The following is a 17,510-nucleotide window of genomic DNA, read 5'->3' as shown; positions in this document are numbered from 1 at the left end:
AAGAAAGAGCTACTTTGTGAAATTGGTCGGATGGTATTTTTGTGAAGTAATATAGAATGAGTGTAGGCTGAAGTTGAGAAGGGAGGGATTCGTTTGCTTTTTATTGGAGTAACAGGATGGGGAGATCATGATTCTTTATATATAAATCCCTATGAAAATAGAAATAAATTGCGAACTTATAGTGAACATTTTCCCATTGTGGAAGTAGATAGTTCATTTTATGCGATACAACCTGCGCGGAATTATACAAAATGGGCGATAGAAACGCCGAAAGATTTTTCTTTTATAGTAAAAGCCTATCAAGGAATGACAGGACATATGAAAGGGGAAATCCCTTTTTCTACGTTCGATGAGATGTTTGATGTGTATAAACAATCCATTTTTCCTTTAATAGAAGCAAATAAATTAAAAATGATTTTATTTCAATATCCACCATGGTTTGATTGTAAAGTGAAAAATGTAGACTTACTTCGATACACGAAAGAAAAAATGGAAGATTTCCCATGTGCAATAGAATTTCGAAATCAAACATGGTTTTATCCAGAAATGAGAGATAAGACGTTACAGTTTTTAGAAAAAGAAAAATGGATTCATACAATTTGCGATGAGCCTCAGGCAGGAATAGGATCAGTACCGCTTGTATTAGAGGCAACAAACTCGGACATGGCGTTAATACGTTTTCATGGCCGAAATGTTCATGGTTGGCTGGATAAAGGAGAAAATTGGAGAGCAGTTCGCTGTTTATATCGTTATAATAATAAAGAGTTGGCGGAATGGGTAGAACGATTAGAGCGATTGAAAAAGAAGACGAAGGATATATATGTATTGTTTAATAATAATTCAGGTGGAGATGCCGCGGATAATGCAAAACAATTGATGGAAATGTTGAATATTGCATATGGTGAACCGAAACCGGAGCAATTAAATTTATTTGAATAAATACAAACAAGAAAAGCACTGCACAAACAGGGGGAATGTACAGTGCTTTTCTATATGAAAAAGAGGGGTAACAATGTTACTGAGCGTTTGGTTGATTCATCAATTGTTGGCTTCATAATAAATGATAATGGTTATCATTATCATTGTCAATGGTTTTTCGGAAAATAAGTAAAAAACTTTTTATCCCGCTATTTGCGGGCAGTAAAACTCTTACCTCAAAATTCGGCTGGAGCAAAGAAGTTAGGTGGAATCCCTGCTGCCCGTAAACCCCCACTGATTAAAGTTTCACTTTATATTTTAAATAGTAATAAAAAAAGAACAGCGATTACTGCTGTTCTTTTCCATTGATGATTTGTTGTAAATCAAAAGGAGTTATCGCTTGGATAAATTCCTTTGAGATAAGTGTTTGAACGAGAGTGCTTTCAGAAATAGTAGCACCTGTTTTCTTTTGATAAGCTTTCTTTAATAAATCAAGTTTTTCAGCCGTTTCTTTCGGTAATTCAATTGTTAATGTGTTCATAATTTCTCCCCCTTACTATTAGAGTACCACTACAGTATAGGAGAGACAAGAAAAGAGAATATGAAACATAAAAAAGGTTACCAGATTTATAAATGGTAACCTTTTTTATGTATAAGAATTATTAAGCAATACCGATATACTTTAAAGTTTTTGATGGAGTACTGTGGTCAAAGAAATGTTGTAAAAATGCGATGTCAACACCTGATTTGTATGCACAATAGCCCCAAGTTTTTCGAAGTGTATGTGAGCTAATCCCTTCTAATCCAACTTCTTTTGCAGCTTTGTTTAAAATGTACCATGCATGTTGTCTCGTAATAGACTTTGTCCCTTTTTGAGACTTTAATAATGGTTCATTACGTTTCCAAGTTTTACGTTCTTTCATGTAATCTTCGATTGCGTGCTGTAAGTCTTCATTTACAGCAAACCATTTATGTTTCTTTACTTTTTCATTGTAAAATAAAATGGAATGGCGAACATTTTCGTCTTCATCGATTACATCACTAACTTTTAATTGTAAGATTTCACTTACTTTCAAGCCAGAATTTACAGCTAATACGAATAATAAGCCATCACGTTTCGAAGATTGTAAAAGTATATTTTTGATAGTTTCTAATTGTTTTTCGTTTTGAATTGGTTGTCCTGCTTGTTTCATTTCACGCACTCTCCTCTTTTGTATGTGTAAAGGAAAGGATTAACTTGTTTCTTACTATAAAGGGAGAGTGTGAATTTCATGTGAACTCCTAGTGAAATTAAGACAAATTATTTGACTTCTTTTACTTTTTGTAAATTAAAATAAAATACAACACTATTAGTAGTATTATACACACCGTATTCAGCGCGGTGTAAGTCTAAAATGTTTTTTACAATAGATAACCCAAGACCGGTACCTCCAGTATGACGGCTACGAGAAGCATCTAAACGGTAGAAGCGATCCCAAATTTTTTCAAGACTTTCTTCTGGAATAGGATTGCCCGTGTTTTCAATTTCGATTTTCACTGTATCTTCCGTTTCTACAACAGAGACGTGTATTTTTTCACCATCTGGAGTATATCGAATTGCATTGCTAAGCAAGTTCACAACTACTTGCTCAATACGGCTACGATTTGCTTTAACAAATAGAGATGAGTCAACATGGATGTCCACTTGTAAATGTTTTTCTTCCATGCTAAATAATAATTTTGTATAGACTTGTTGAATTAATTCACCGATTGAGAATGTCGACATTTCTAGTTTGTACGTACCAGATTCAAGTTTTGCTAATTCTAACATTTCAACAATAAGCCTATTCATATTTTCTGTTTCTTCTAAAATAACATTTGTATAATAGGTCGTATCTTTACTTACGCCATCTTGAATACCTTCAGCGAAGCTACGAATAACACTAAGTGGTGTTTTTAATTCATGAGATACACCAGAAATGAATTCTTTTCTCGTTTTTTCCAATTGACGTTCGCGTTCAATATCTTGTTGTAATTTTGTATTGGCAACATTTAATCGGTCGATTCGATCTTTTAAATTTACAGAGAGTGTATTAATACTGCTTGATAATCCACCAATTTCATCATCTGCTGCAACAGGTAACTTCTCGCTAAAATCAAAATTGGCCATTTTTTTTGTAACACGATTTATCTTAATTAATGGTTTAACAATGATTTTTGAGTAGTAGAAGGATAACAAAATAATAACGAGAAACACGATAATTAAGGCATAGACATAATAATCTTTTAAAACGAGCATCGCTTCATTAACGGGTTGTAAAGATGCTATCGCAAAAGCGTACTCCTTAATTTCTCCGTTTTCCATAATAGGCTTTACAAAGACACTGTTTTTTATATTTTCCCCACTATCTAAAATATACGTGTTTAATTGATTTGAATTAGAAGTACCTTGCCTAATAGTTCTTGCAAAATATTGAACAGCTTGTAATGTTTCAAAATCCTTTGCAAGACGAATCTCAGTCTTGGAAGGAAGCTGTAATTTAGATATTATCCCAGTAAAATGGATTGGAGAACCCGTATTATTATATCGATTTTTAAGTTTATTTTTAGATGGATTACCACTAATGGATTGAAAATCTGAATTGAATTGTTCATTTTCCCATCTAGTATTATTGGTTATTAATTCTTGAGGTGTTATTATATTATTCGGTTGGAGTAGTCCGTCTACATAAATTATTCCATCTTTTTTTAATCCTAAGTTTACAAATTTATTATATTCTTCAGGTGTTAAAAGGTTGTTAAGGGGGATGGAATAGGTTTTATTATTGTTAGGATTAATCACATCAATGTAAAAACTGTTTTCACTTTTAATAATTCCGTTAGAATCTAAAAATTGGATTTCAGCATTTGTTTTATCATGAAATTCTTGTTTTAATTTTCTAGTGTCCTCAAAGTCTTGGGCGCTTTTTTCGTAATTATTTACGAATTTTTCAAAAGCCGTCTGAACGGTTTTTACTTTCTTATTAATATAAAACTTCTCTAAAAATAGAGATTGTCCAAGGAAAAAAAGGAGAAATATGATTGTAAATAAAGTTGATGTTAATAAAAATAGTTTAAAGACGATGCTTCTGTTCTTCACTGTTTCACCTCGTATGAAAAATACTGTAATATAAATGATTTCTTAATTATAACAAAGGTTACAAAAAAATAGAGGGGAGAAATCTGTCTCTCTCTAAAGTAGTTTTTTATAGAAAGTCACATAAAGAGAAGGTGCAGTGACTGTCGAAGTATTGTAGCATAAAAAAGAACTCGCCAGACGTATGACAAGTTCTTTAGTGTACTATTGCTGAATTGCTGCATCTAAAGCGATTTCAATCATTTCGTTAAATGTAGTTTGACGCTCTTCAGATGTTGTTTCTTCACCAGTGAAGATATGGTCGCTTACTGTTAATACAGATAATGCATTTACACCATATTTAGCTGCTAATGTGTAAAGAGCAGTCGTCTCCATCTCTACTGCTAATACACCGTAATCTCCAAGTTTTTTAACCATGTCCATGCTCTCACGATAAAATACATCTGCTGTTAATACGTTACCAACACGAACGTGTAATCCTTTTTCTGTTCCAGCATCGTAAGCTTTCTTTAAAAGATCAAAGTTTGCAGCAGGGGCAAAATCAAAACCTGGGAATGTTAAGCGGTTCATATTAGAATCTGTACAAGCCGTCATCGCAATAATAACGTCACGTACCTTAACATCTTTTTGAATAGCACCACATGTCCCAACACGAATTAAATTTTTCACTCCGTAGCTTTGAATTAATTCGTTTACATAAATAGAAATAGAAGGAACACCCATGCCTGTACCTTGAACAGATACACGCTTTCCTTTGTAAGTTCCAGTGAAACCTAACATGCCACGCACGTTGTTATAACAAGTAACATCCTCTAAAAATGTTTCAGCAATATATTTTGCACGTAATGGATCACCAGGTAATAGAATAGATTCAGCAATTTCGCCTTGTTTTGCTTCAATATGTACACTCATGAAAAATCCTCCTTATAATGTATTGATAGAAATCAATATCATTTGCATTATACACTACGACTCCTTTCAATCAAAATCTTTTTTATTTGTAATATGTGCAAAAGAGGAGGATTTCATAAATCATAATCTAGAATATATATTTAAGAGGTTTTGCATGGATAAAGACAATAAAAATGGTAGGTGATATTTTGAAAAATCTTGTCATTGGGCTTATTACACTAGTACTTATTGTGGCAGGAGGATTTTACATAAAAAAATATCAAGAAACTGTAGAAACGACCGGAGATGTTCAAGAAGTGAAATGGGATGTGAAAAATAAAAAGGGAAATGAAAAAGTCGATATTTCGTTTCAATTGCTAAATAAAATGAATAATGAAGTTCGTGGTGTGAACGATCAAATTCGAGCAGTGATAGTAGATGGGAATTTGAAAAACATACAACAAACGAAGCCTATATTTGCTGGAAATGGATCGTATAAGTTATCTTCAGATGTAGCGAAAGGTGAAGAGTACACGATATTTTTGTATGAAGATGAAAACAAGTCCGTGGAATCATTTTCTAAGAAAGATTTTGGTGAAGAAAAAAAGGAGAAAAACAAGGACAAAAATAAAAAGAAACTACCTGTTGATACTGTACTTACAAAAAATATAGGAGAGCATCAAGTGTCTCTTTTATTCGGTGCATTACACCCGAATGAGGCAACGACATTAACATTTCAGTTTCAAGCGAAAAAGGGAGAAAAGCTGAAATTAAATTCGGGGAGAGGTGAAGTCAACGCTCTTTATATCGTTGATGAGACGAGGGAGCATTTTTTATACGCCATTCCTGTTGATACGGATGAACAATTACAATATAGAATTACATTTCCTGAAGAAGGAACATATAAAATATGGGGAGATTTCTATATAAATGGTAAAAAATATACAAAAGAGTTTAGTATACAAGTGCAAAAACGAAAAACAGCTAAGAACTTAGCTGTTTTTCGTTTTCCTATTAATTTTGTTACAGAGAGCATTGTAATTGGTAAAGAATGATTCTTTCGAAATGCTAAATATTTTCCACTCCATGCAGGTTTGTATTTTTCTTTGAAATGTCGTAAACCGCTGAAGCTATATGTGTAACGAACGTTATTAAATATTGCAGCGGCAACTCGTTCAGACCAGAACGATTGCGTTGATAAACCGACATTTGAGAGTGGTGCCATACCAATATTAAAGGAATGGTATTCATTTTCTTTTGCCCAGTGGAATAAGTGGATAAAAATTGCATCCATGATGCCGCTAGGAGCGTCTGGATAATAACGCATTAAATCAACAGATAATATGCCACTTTGATATACTGGCATAAAGGTTGTAAAGGCAATTATTTTTCCTTCTGCATCAGATAAAGTAGCGATAGGGGCACGGCTAATATACTCACGATCGAAGTATCCAAGTGAAAATCCTTTTTCTTTTTTTCCGCCAAGCCAAGCATCAGACACTTTCTTTAATTCCTCGTATAATTCGTCTGAGAATGGTGGCTCATGAATAGAAAATGTATAACCTTCTCGTTCAAAACGATTGAAAGTAGCTCGCATACCAGCACGTTTTTTTCCTGTTATTGTAAACGTATTTAAATCAACGACAGCCTCTTCGCCAAGTTTAAAGAAGTTATAGCCGAAATCGTGGTATAAGCTCATCCATTTACTTTCAATTTGATAAAATACGCAAATATACCCAAATCGATCAGCTTCAGCTAAAAATTCTTGCAACACGGTACGGTAGGAGGATGGATCACCAATTGGATCACCAAGTACAACAAGACGTTTTCCAGTAATTGAAAAGAGAAGAAGTGCTTTTCCGTCACTACTAAAGAAGAACTGCTTATCTCCTAAAAAACCTAAATGACTAAGTACGTTCCCGCCATGTTCCTCTAAGAAGTTTTCTAACCTTTTGTCATTAGCTGGTTGCCCGGGAAATTCACTACGGTAACGATTGGCAATTAGTGAACCGATAAGTAAAAAAGTAGGAACGAAAAATGCGGCTGCTAATGCACTTCGTTTAACCTGTGTAATATTTCGAACGACAAAATCGGGTTGGAATGCTTCTTTTGCGCCTGCAAATAAAATGCCTAAGTTTTTATATAAATATAACGTAAGCAATAAGAAGATAAATACTTTTACGATATCAGAAAGAGAGACTTCCATTTTCTCGCGTAAAAATCTTTTACGAAGCATATACAACACAGCAAGTACGATTAATAAAATAAAGGTTTCTTCAATATCAATTCCTTTTAGGGTATTAAAGATTGCTGCTCCAATTAAAGAAACAATTGTCATATAGTATGAACGCTTTGTTCCGTAATATATTCCTCGCGAAAGAATCAGGAGGAGAATACCAAATGTTAATGATAAGCTAAAAGAAAATTGAATAAGGTGCTTGGGAGCTAAAATATGTAAGGCGTGAGCTCGGTTAATACTAGTTGGTAAAATTGTTGATAGAATAACCATCAAGCCAGCGAACACTGTTAAAGCGGCGGATGCCCATGAGCCTAATTTTCCTAAAAAATCACGTTGTAAAGTCCAAATTACGCCAGTTGTTTCTAATGCAGGTGCAATAAATGGTTTATCTTCAATTTTTTTAATGGCTGCTCCTGTCATTTCAAAGGCTGCAAAAATGAGACCAAGGCAGAATGGTAAGATGTAATAGACAAGGCGATATAATAACATAGCAGGTAGTAATACACCTGTATCAATACCGTATTGTCCGAGTCCAGTTAAGAAAACAAGATCAAATGAACCAAGGCCACCAGGGACAAGACTTACGACACCGGCTAAAGCTGCAATTACATAAACACCTAAAAACTTTTGAAATTCAATATCAATTCCAAACAATATTAAAATGACGTACATAACGATACCAGCAGATACCCACTCAACTAATGAAACTAATGAATATAAAACTGTTGGATTTTTCTCTGCTTCTTCATCCTCTTGTCCGTCTAGCTGTTTTGTTTTTCTATTTTTAATTTTAGAAAATCCAATATATATAGGAACGAAAAGAGCAAAGAAGATAAGAACAGGCCATAACCACGGTTTTTCATGCAGAATAAAACTAGTGTCTAATATTCCAATAAGGCCGAGGAATGAAAGAATGGCTAATCCGTTAATAAAAGCGGTTGTCATCCAAGCGATGCTTTTAATAAGTTTCCCATTATCTTTTATGTGCGGACGATATAACATTGTACGTACACCGGCACCAACAAGACCACCAAAACCGATAAATCCATTTAAAGTGTTTGCAATCCATGAGATGCGGAAAATCTTTTGTACAGGTATATCGGCTTTTAAGTAACGAAGCATAACAAAGTCATAAAAGAACATTGTTGAAACGGCAAATGCACCGAGTGTAATCGCTAAAAATACTCCACCAGTTGGAATGTTTTTAATTGTTTCAATCGCTTCTAAAAAAGAAATGCCTGCTAATTCTTTTTTAGCTTGAAAGAAAACAATTGTTAAGACAACAAATGGGAAGAGTATTTTCCCGATTTGTAAGAAACGTTTCCATGAAAACGACATAAATACAACTCTCCTTGTGTAAGAAAACTGAGACAATAATATTATTATGACAAACTTCAAGAAAAATAAAAAGGTAAATTCCTGTATAGGGAAGCTATTTTTTATATAGGTTATATTTAAAAGAATATTTCGTTTATCGGAAAATTGGGTTAAAATAAGGTGAAAGAAGGAAGAGAGGGGAAGTAGATGATTATAATAGGTTATGCAGGATATGAGCTAGAAAAAGCAAAACCGAATACATCAGAAGATTTTTTTAATAGATCTGAAGTGACATATGTATTAAATAATCAAGAGAAAACCTTTTCTGTCTTATATGTTCGATATTTTGAAGAAATTTTACAAGAAATTACCCCTTTTGAAGGAAATCCAGTTTATAAAGTAGAAGAACAAGACGTATATTTACGAGATATTGTAGCAATCGCTTGTTTAGTGAACAATAAAGAGCTACGCGCGCAGAAGCGCTTGTATCTCAATGAAGTAACAGACTTTCAACGATACTTTGACGAAGGAACAGTGGTGAAAGTACAAGAAATATTAGCTGAATTACATAAAAATAAAAGAGTAGAAATAGCGTAAAACGGCAAAGGAGAGAGAAGCCATGTCTAATTTGATGGTTGAAAATCAAACAGAACAAGTTTCTATATTTTTAGAAGATGTCATTTCCTTAATAACTAATTATGTAAATTATCATACGTTACCTTCTTTATTGGAGGAAACACCAACAGGAAACGAGCAATATTATAAAGGGATATTAGGGTCAATAAGAAGACTTCTTGTTTTTTGTGAAGAAGGACTTGATGCATGTTTTGTTTTGCTGAATAGCCAGCCATTTCGAAAGACAGCAGCTGAAAAAGTTTTATATAAGATTTATCATCAAGTAATTGCAGAGTTTTTTTCGCCAAAGAATGATCATTGGTATGAAAATAGTCGTTCTGCTTATACAGGGAAAAATTCTATTGTTTTTCAGCAAACACCACCTGGATCTATAGAACGAATGATGAAGGATTTAGAAGGGAAATTTCAATTGATGCGTGAAGAACTAGAATATTATGAGACAGATTATCAAACAAAAATGTTGCACAAATATTAATTAAGGAAAAGAAGCTAAGGACACTTAGCTTCTTTTCTTTTGTCCAGTTATATAAGGGATTTTAATTGAATATAGTTAAAGTGGATAGCATCAAGGAGGTGTGACATGAGTCAGCAAGGTGTATTTACAGATTACTTTCATGAAGTAGAAAGCTGGTGTGAAAGTGTTCTTCAAGTATTAGATAGCCGTGCAATGGAAGTGTATGATGTCCATATGCTTGCTTATAAAATTCAAACGTTATTAGAGCGTATGAAAGAGCATGAATACGACACAGATGCCGAGTTTATGTATGAAATAAGTGAGGATGTAGAACATATTCAACACCATTTACAGGAAGTATTTATTCAAGAAGGAGAGGAATATGAACTAAGTGAAAGAGGGGATAGCGAACGAGCTGTTCCGATTGGGGGGCATACACTCCCGCCATTACCTTATCCATATAATGCGTTAGAACCGTACATTTCACGAGAAATTATGATGTTACACCATGATAAACACCATCGCAGTTACGTGGAAGGATTAAATAAAGCAGAGAAGATGATGGAAGAAGCGAGAAAAACAAATCAATTTGATTTAATTAAGCATTGGGAAAGAGAAGCGGCTTTTCATGGATCAGGTCATTACTTACACACGATATTTTGGAATAACATGAAAAAAGATGGTGGTGGAAGTCCGAGAGGGGCTTTTTCACAACAAATTGAGCAAGATTTCGGAAGTTTTTTGCGTTTTCAAAAGCATTTCACAGAGGCAGCTTCTAAAGTGGAAGGTTCAGGATGGGCGATTCTTGTATGGGTACCCCGTTCAGGAAGGTTAGAAATTTTGCAAAGCACGCTTCATCAATTGTTTACACAGTGGGATACGATACCACTCCTTGTACTTGATGTATGGGAACATGCGTATTATTTACAATATCAAAATCGAAAAGATGAATATATTAAAAATTGGTGGAATGTTGTAAATTGGCCTGATGTAGAAAAGAGATTTGAAAGTGCAAAGCAAATTGAATGGACGCCGTATTAGACGCATATCCCATGCGTCTTTTTTATTGGAGGTGGAAGGAAGATTTCGTTCATATTTTAAAAGGCCAAGCATACACTTGTACAAAAAGTGCCAAAAGGACGTGGGGGGAAATATGAGACGGATTTGTATAATAATTACGCTAATTATAATGTACGCAAGCATTATGCCGATTCCTACATATGCAAAAATGAACGGTGGTGTCAGTGCTCGTAACGCAGTCTTAATGGAACAGCAATCCGGTCGTGTACTTTATGGGAAATTAGAACATGAGCCACAAAAAATTGCTAGTATAACGAAAATTATGACAGCATTGTTAGCTGCTGAATCAGGAAAAATGAAAGAACTAGTATCGGTTAGTAATGAAGCAGTACGAGTAGAAGGATCGGCAATTTATTTAAAGCCTGGACAAAAAGTGAAGTTAGAGGATTTAGTATACGGACTCATGCTTAGGTCTGGTAATGATGCAGCGCAAGTAATTGCTGAAAATGTAGGAGGGAGTATAGAAGGGTTCGTATATTTAATGAATGAAAAGGCGAAACAAATTGGAATGAAAGATACTCACTTCTCAAATCCTCATGGCTTGGATGGAGATGGATCACATTATTCGTCGGCCTATGATATGGCACTTTTAACGAAATATGCAATGGGGAACGAGACCTTTAAGAAGATTTTTGGAACAAAAACGTATAAATCAGATTCTTGGGATTATCCGTGGAAAAATAAACATAAGCTTGTGACATCTTATTATGAATTTGCAACAGGAGGAAAAACAGGCTTTACGAAGAAAGCAGGACGAACGCTTGTTACAACGGCATCAAAAGATGGACTAGATTTAATTGTTGTAACTTTGAGTGCTTCTAGTGATTGGGATGACCATATGAATTTGTTTGACAAAGGTTTTGACCGTTTCAAGCAAACAAAAGTTTTAGGACAAGGAGCAATTGCTGAAATAAATGAAAAGAAATATGCCAATCATGTTTATACGAAAAATAGTTTTTCGGTACCGTTAACTGAAGAGGAAAAAAAGAGCGTAGTATTAAAAGTTGAACTCGATAAAAGTGCAAAACTTACGGATGGAGTAAAGGTTGGGAAGACAGACATTTATGTTGGTAATGAAAAAGTTGGAGAACGGAATTTATTTTATAGTAAACGGAAGTTAGTAGCTACAACGGGTATGTACTGGAACAACGTGAAAGAAATTTTTTCTTACATGATAGGTGTTGGAAACGATGGTTAATCTCGTCTGGGCAGCGATGGCGGTCATAGGGGTTGTGTATGCCATGATAAACGGAACGATGGAAGAAGTAACTAAAGCTGTATTTGACGGGTCAAAAGATGCGGTAACGATTTGCATAGGACTTATTAGCGTTTTAGTATTTTGGCTTGGCCTAATGAAAATTGCAGAGGAAGCAGGGTTGTTAAAAAAGTTAGTTACACTTTTTATGCCGATAGTAAAAAGATTGTTTCCAGAAATACCGAAGGATCATCCGTCAATGGGATTTATTCTATCGAATATGATGGCGAACTTTTTTGGACTAGGTAATGCAGCAACTCCTCTTGGCATTAAAGCGATGGAACAACTGAAAGAATTAAATGGTGGGAAGGATTCAGCAAGCCGTTCTATGGTGACGTTTCTAGCATTAAATACATCAGCTATTACTTTAATTCCTACTACCGTCATTTCGATTCGAATGACGTATGAATCAGCGAATCCTACTGAAATTGTTGGGGTAACATTCATTGCACAAGTGTTATCAATGATTGGAGCGATTTGGATTGACCGCTATTTTTACCGAAGAAGGAGTAGAAAGGGGCGGAAAAAGTGACTATTGTAAATACAATTTCATTATGGGTAATACCATGTGTAATCGGTTTTATCCTTTTATATGGCACGATAAAGAAAGTTCCGACGTATGAATCGTTCGTTGAGGGAGGAAAAGAAGGGATTCAAATTGCAGTTTCCATTTTACCGTTTATGGTTGGAATGCTTGTATCCATTTCTATTTTCCGGGCATCAGGTGCTTTAGATGCAATGATATCTGTAATGAAGCCGATGTTAGATTTAATTCATGTCCCAGCAGAAATTGTTCCACTAGCACTTATACGCCCTATTTCAGGCTCTGCTGGTTTAAGTATTACGACCGATTTGATTGCCACATATGGGCCAGACTCGTTTATTGGGAGATTAGCTTCTACGATGCAAGGAAGCACAGATACGACCTTTTATATATTAACAGTATACTTTGGGGCTGTTGGTATTAGGAAAATGGGAGATGCATTAAAGGTCGGGCTTTTTGCAGATTTAATCGGAATTATATGCTCAATTGTGTTCGTTTCTTTATTGTTTCAGTAAAGCTATTCATTTTTTACGGTATTTCGCTTATAATACGTATACGACCACTATTAAGGCGTAGCTTAATAGTGGTTTTTTTATGCAGTATTTTTGACAAAATGATGAACTTTTATTGTGAGGAATATGAAAAATATGGACAATAATAAAGGGTAAAAACATGATTTGGCCTTTATATGTTTATTATCATCACTATGTTGTTTAAGTGAGATGAAGCGAATAGCCGTATAGCGTATGCGGTTGCCAAGTCTTTCTAATGTAAGGTAAGATAAATTCGAGGTGAAAAAAAGAAATGGAACGATTACAAAAAGTGATTGCGCAAGCAGGTATTGCATCGAGAAGAAAGGCTGAGGAATTAATTCAGCAAGGGAAAGTGAAAGTTAATGGGAAAATAGTGAAGGAGTTAGGAACAAAAGTAACTCCTCAAGATAAAGTAGAAGTAAATAACATCCCTCTTGAAAAAGAAGAACCTGTTTATTTTTTACTATATAAACCAACTGGTGTAATTTCAAGTGTATCAGATGATAAAGGAAGAAATGTTGTAACAGACTTTTTCCCTGAAATTACACAACGTTTATTCCCAATCGGACGTCTAGATTATGATACGTCTGGCGTATTATTGATGACAAACGATGGAGATTTTGCCAATGTATTAATGCATCCGAGATATAAAGTTGACAAAACATATGTTGCAAAAATTAAAGGGCCATTAACAGGTGAGAAAATTCGCATGTTAGAACGAGGTGTTACATTAGAAGACGGGAAAACAGCACCAGCAAATGTGAAAATTATTTCTTGGGACAAGCGTAAAGAGATGGCAATTGTACAATTAACAATTCATGAAGGCCGTAACCGTCAAGTACGTCGTATGTTTGAAGCGTTAGACTGTAAAGTTGTGAAATTAAAACGTGAACGTTATGCTTTCTTAGAAGTAGGGAGCCTGCGACCTGGTGATGCGAGAGAATTGACGCCACATGAGGTGAAACAATTACGCGCGCTTGCTTCTACAAAGCCAAGATAAGCTATAGAGTTACAATTTCACCAGTGGAGTGCTCTGCTGGTGATTTATTCAATACATACATTTATCGAGGAGAGGAGAGACAATATGAAAAAAAATCGCTTATTATTTCGTGTTATCATTCTGCTCATTTTAAGCGGTGCTGTAGGATTTACACTCTATCAAGGATTTTTCGCTGATAAAGAGAAAATGCAAATTGGAAAAGAAGCACCTAATTTTGTTGTGACGGATTTGGAAGGAAAGAAAATTGAATTAAAAGACCTAAAGGGAAAAGGTGTATTTTTAAACTTTTGGGGAACTTGGTGTAAACCTTGTGAAAAAGAAATGCCTTACATGAATGAGCTATATCCGAAATATAAGGAAAAAGGCGTTGAAATTATTGCGTTAGATGCAGATGAAACGGATATCGCAGTAAAGAACTTTGTAAACCAATATGGTTTGAAATTCCCAGTTGCCATTGATAAAGGACAAAAGATTATAGGAACATATGGAGTAGGTCCATTACCGACAAGCTTTTTGATTGATAAAGATGGAAAAGTAGTGGAGCAAATTATAGGTGAACAAACGAAAGAACAGTTAGAAGGGTATTTAAAGAAAATTACTCCGTAATAAAGAAAGCCTTTACATATGAGGTGCTTATGTATAGCGCCTTCGATTTAAAAATTCTGAGTATTGCGGTAACTTAAAGGTAGAATATACAATAGTACATATAGATACAGGGGCGGTGAGAGTATTGAAAGAAATTAAGTGTGAATGTGGACATGTTAATCCGATAGGAACCGTGTTTTGTGAAGCTTGCGGAAAACCATTTGAAGGCAATGAGAATGTGAAATTACTAGATATGAGATATGAGGGAAGCGCACGAAGATCTCTCACACATACAAAAACGATAGTAGATAAAATCTGGAGTTTTTTCTCTTCTGTAAAAGTAGGTGTATGGTTAATCGTAATAACTTTAGCTGCATCGGCAATAGGAACTATCTTTCCCCAAGAAATGTACATAACTCCAGGAATCGAACCAGCTGAATATTATAAGGCAGAGTATGGCTTTTTAGGGCAATTATACTATCAATTAGGATTTAATAATTTATATGGATCATGGTGGTATATGATTTTAATTGCTTCCATTGGTATTTCACTTGTTATATGTAGTTTAGACCGTGTAATTCCTCTATATAAAGCTTTAAAAAAACAAGGGGTGAAAAGACACCCAGGCTTTTTAAAGAGACAGAGATTGTATGGGACTGGTTCGCCGCAAGAGGGTGATTTAGACAAAATTCAAGTGAATTTAAAGAAGAGAAATTATAATGTAAAAGTAGAAGACGGTAATATTTTAGCAGAAAAAGGACGTTTCTCTCGCTGGGGTCCATATGTGAATCATATTGGTCTTATTATCTTTTTATTTGGCTCAATGCTGCGCTTCTTACCGAGTATGTACGTGGACGAAGCCCTTTGGTTACGTGATGGTGAAACGAAAGAAATACCAGGAACTGATGGACAATACTATTTGAAAAACGAAAAGTTCATAAAGGAAGTTTATGATAAGAGTAAGGATAAAGAAGTTTATGATGAGGCGATTGATCGTATTGGTGATAAAATGATCGCGAAAAATTTCCAAACGAATGCCGTATTATATAAAGCGGTAGGGGAAAATATAGCAGGTCAAAAGCCTAAATTAGAAAAGGTAAAAGAAGCTGAAATTCGAGTGAATGAACCACTGAAGTTTGACCAATTTGCTGTTTATCAAGTGGATTATAAGGAAAGTGAATTTAAAAGTATGTCCTTCCATTTGCAAAATAAAACAAATAATCAAAAGTGGGGACCGATTAAAGTGAATTTAGCGAATCCTACAGAAAAATATGATTTAGGAAACGGGTATTCTCTAGAACTATTAAGCTATTTTCCTGATTTTTATTTTGATGAAAATGGAAAGCCGAATACGAAGACAAAATTGCCAAACAATCCTGCATTCGTCTTTAAAATGTTTACCCCAGAAACACCAGATGGTGAAGTGAGCTTTGTTGGTATTCAGCAAAATATAGAACCTGACGGAAACAATAAATATAAAATGTCATTTGCAGGTGTGGAAATGCAAAATGCAACAGCACTTACTGTAAGAAAAGATTTAACGCTTTGGATTCTTGGTATTGGTGGATTTATATTTATGGTTGGTGTGATTCAAGGTATGTATTGGAACCATCGCCGTATTTGGATACAACGCGTCAATGATGAGTGGTGGGTTGCAGGTCATACAAATAAAAATTGGTTCGGTTTAAAGAAAGATATTGAAAGAGTACTAGAAGGAACAGCGATTCCGCAACCAAACGATAAAATGAATGATAAAAAAATTAGTTAAGGTGGGGAAACGATATGGTGCAAATAAGTAGTAATTTTCTGTTCGCTGCGTTCATCTTATATTTAATTGCAACTTTATTTTTTGGAGGAGCAATTAAAGAAAAAGGTAACAAGTGGGCAAATATAGGTATAACAATAACAATTTTAGGTTTTGTAGCCCAAACGGTATATTTCATAACGAGATGGATCGCTTCAGGACATGCACCAGTTAGTAATTTCTTCGAGTTTGGTACCTTCTTCGGGATGATGCTTGTTGGCGCTTTTATTGTTATGTATTTTATGTACCGCGTAAGTATTATCGGATTGTTTGCATTGCCAATCGCGCTTTTATTAATTGCATATGCAAGCATGTTTCCTAGAGAAATATCACCGCTTATCCCATCTTTAAAAAGTAATTGGCTACATATTCATGTAACGACAGCGGCAGCAGGACAAGCGATTTTAGCAATTAGTTTTATTACGGGCGTAATGTATTTACTGAAAAATGTAGATCAATCAACAAGAAGTAAGCGCACATTTTGGTTAGAAACAGTAGTTTTCACACTTGTTTGTACAGTTGGATTTATTGGAGTAACAACGGTATTCTCTAGTATGAAATACGAAGCAAAGTTTCAATGGATTGATAAAAATGAACAACAAGTCGAGATGAAGTATAATCTTCCAGCTTTAGTTGGACCACATGAAGGGAAGTTAATAACAGAAAATAAATTAGAGCCGACAGTAGAAGTTCCAGCAATTGTAAACGCGAAAAAATTAAATACTGTTATTTGGTCAGTGATAGTTGGAACACTACTTTATATTGTATTAAGACTTGTTTTACGCAAACGAGTATCAGCGGCACTTCAGCCGTTAGTAAAGAATACGAATAGTGATTTACTAGATGAAATCGGATATCGTTCTATTGCGATAGGGTTCCCAGTGTTTACGTTAGGGGCGTTAATCTTTGCAATGATCTGGGCTCAAATTGCTTGGACGCGCTTTTGGGGTTGGGATCCAAAAGAAGTTTGGGCACTTATTACATGGCTCTTTTATGCTGCGGTATTACATTTACGTTTATCTAAAGGATGGCATGGAGAAAAGTCTGCTTGGCTTGCAGTAATTGGTTTTGCAATAATTATGTTTAACTTTATTGTAGTAAACTTAATTATTGCGGGTTTACATTCATATGCATAGAGA

General features: G+C 34.8%; 16 protein-coding genes and 1 pseudogene. 12 read left to right on the top strand and 5 right to left on the bottom strand.

From position 1 onward, the window contains the following. Positions 1 to 93: 93 nt before the first annotated feature. Positions 94 to 939 carry a DUF72 domain-containing protein gene (locus CDB3_RS16965; RefSeq protein ID WP_128855313.1) on the top strand — a complete coding sequence of 282 codons (846 nt, stop codon included), beginning with the start codon at positions 94 to 96 and terminating at the stop codon, positions 937 to 939. Between the two features lie 325 nt (positions 940 to 1,264). Here CDB3_RS16965 and CDB3_RS16960 read toward each other — a convergent pair whose 3' ends face one another. The 4 genes from CDB3_RS16960 to deoD all read right to left on the bottom strand — a co-directional run bounded on the left by CDB3_RS16960 (position 1,265) and on the right by deoD (position 4,945). Next, positions 1,265 to 1,459 (bottom strand): DUF3924 family protein, encoded by a 195-nt coding sequence (locus CDB3_RS16960; RefSeq protein WP_001094855.1) that lies wholly within the window; start codon positions 1,457 to 1,459, stop codon positions 1,265 to 1,267. Between the two features lie 121 nt (positions 1,460 to 1,580). Further along, positions 1,581 to 2,111 carry a tyrosine-type recombinase/integrase gene (locus tag CDB3_RS16955; protein WP_000806230.1) on the bottom strand — a complete coding sequence of 177 codons (531 nt, stop codon included), beginning with the start codon at positions 2,109 to 2,111 and terminating at the stop codon, positions 1,581 to 1,583. 107 nt (positions 2,112 to 2,218) lie between these two features. Beyond that, positions 2,219 to 4,036, bottom strand: coding sequence for a sensor histidine kinase (locus CDB3_RS16950; RefSeq protein WP_097831755.1), 1,818 nt, complete (start codon positions 4,034 to 4,036; stop codon positions 2,219 to 2,221). Positions 4,037 to 4,237: 201 nt separating this feature from the next. Next, positions 4,238 to 4,945: a purine-nucleoside phosphorylase gene (deoD, locus tag CDB3_RS16945; protein ID WP_000110707.1), complete on the bottom strand. Its 708-nt coding sequence runs from the start codon at positions 4,943 to 4,945 to the stop codon at positions 4,238 to 4,240. Between the two features lie 173 nt (positions 4,946 to 5,118). Between deoD and CDB3_RS16940 the strand changes: the two are divergent. After that, positions 5,119 to 5,910: pseudogene (locus CDB3_RS16940) on the top strand (hypothetical protein); the annotation flags it as partial. Here the strand turns inward: CDB3_RS16940 and mprF are convergent. Beyond that, positions 5,847 to 8,501 carry a bifunctional lysylphosphatidylglycerol flippase/synthetase MprF gene (gene mprF / locus CDB3_RS16935; RefSeq protein WP_128855312.1) on the bottom strand — a complete coding sequence of 885 codons (2,655 nt, stop codon included), beginning with the start codon at positions 8,499 to 8,501 and terminating at the stop codon, positions 5,847 to 5,849. The pseudogene CDB3_RS16940 and the gene mprF sit on opposite strands and share 64 nt — an antisense overlap. Before the next feature lie 186 nt (positions 8,502 to 8,687). On the opposite strand from mprF, the gene CDB3_RS16930 reads away from it, so the two are divergent. The 10 genes from CDB3_RS16930 to resC all read left to right on the top strand — a co-directional run bounded on the left by CDB3_RS16930 (position 8,688) and on the right by resC (position 17,507). After that, a complete protein-coding gene (locus CDB3_RS16930; RefSeq protein WP_016129016.1) occupies positions 8,688 to 9,077 on the top strand; it encodes a hypothetical protein in 390 nt (129 codons plus the stop codon). A gap of 22 nt (positions 9,078 to 9,099) precedes the next feature. After that, a complete protein-coding gene (locus CDB3_RS16925; protein WP_000067564.1) occupies positions 9,100 to 9,591 on the top strand; it encodes a YpuI family protein in 492 nt (163 codons plus the stop codon). Positions 9,592 to 9,696: 105 nt separating this feature from the next. Then, complete coding sequence (locus CDB3_RS16920; RefSeq protein ID WP_128855311.1) at positions 9,697 to 10,611, top strand: superoxide dismutase; 915 nt, start codon at positions 9,697 to 9,699, stop codon at positions 10,609 to 10,611. Positions 10,612 to 10,723: 112 nt separating this feature from the next. After that, the gene (gene dacB / locus CDB3_RS16915; RefSeq protein ID WP_097831750.1) at positions 10,724 to 11,848 is read left to right on the top strand and encodes a D-alanyl-D-alanine carboxypeptidase DacB; all 1,125 of its coding nucleotides are present in this window, start codon (positions 10,724 to 10,726) and stop codon (positions 11,846 to 11,848) included. After that, on the top strand, positions 11,841 to 12,437 hold the full coding sequence (spmA, locus tag CDB3_RS16910; protein WP_128855310.1) for a spore maturation protein SpmA: 597 nt from the start codon (positions 11,841 to 11,843) through the stop codon (positions 12,435 to 12,437). The genes dacB and spmA overlap by 8 nt, the downstream gene beginning before the upstream one ends. Next, positions 12,434 to 12,964, top strand: a complete 531-nt coding sequence (gene spmB / locus CDB3_RS16905) for a spore maturation protein SpmB (RefSeq protein ID WP_128855309.1) — start codon at positions 12,434 to 12,436, stop codon at positions 12,962 to 12,964. The genes spmA and spmB overlap by 4 nt, the downstream gene beginning before the upstream one ends. Positions 12,965 to 13,253: 289 nt before the next feature. Beyond that, positions 13,254 to 13,982 carry a 23S rRNA pseudouridine(2605) synthase RluB gene (gene rluB / locus CDB3_RS16900; protein WP_097831748.1) on the top strand — a complete coding sequence of 243 codons (729 nt, stop codon included), beginning with the start codon at positions 13,254 to 13,256 and terminating at the stop codon, positions 13,980 to 13,982. An 84-nt stretch (positions 13,983 to 14,066) separates the two neighbouring features. Then, positions 14,067 to 14,588 (top strand): thiol-disulfide oxidoreductase ResA, encoded by a 522-nt coding sequence (gene resA / locus CDB3_RS16895; RefSeq protein ID WP_000742206.1) that lies wholly within the window; start codon positions 14,067 to 14,069, stop codon positions 14,586 to 14,588. 124 nt (positions 14,589 to 14,712) lie between these two features. Beyond that, positions 14,713 to 16,335, top strand: coding sequence for a cytochrome c biogenesis protein ResB (gene resB / locus CDB3_RS16890; RefSeq protein ID WP_128855308.1), 1,623 nt, complete (start codon positions 14,713 to 14,715; stop codon positions 16,333 to 16,335). Positions 16,336 to 16,349: 14 nt separating this feature from the next. Continuing rightward, positions 16,350 to 17,507: a cytochrome c biogenesis protein ResC gene (resC, locus tag CDB3_RS16885; protein ID WP_097831745.1), complete on the top strand. Its 1,158-nt coding sequence runs from the start codon at positions 16,350 to 16,352 to the stop codon at positions 17,505 to 17,507. Positions 17,508 to 17,510: the final 3 nt, after the last annotated feature.

The sequence above is a fragment of the Bacillus sp. CDB3 genome, from assembly GCF_002081505.1.
In the GTDB taxonomy this organism is placed as follows: Bacteria; Bacillota; Bacilli; order Bacillales; family Bacillaceae_G; genus Bacillus_A; species Bacillus_A cereus_AT.
This window is presented reverse-complemented; position numbering and strand designations above follow the sequence as displayed.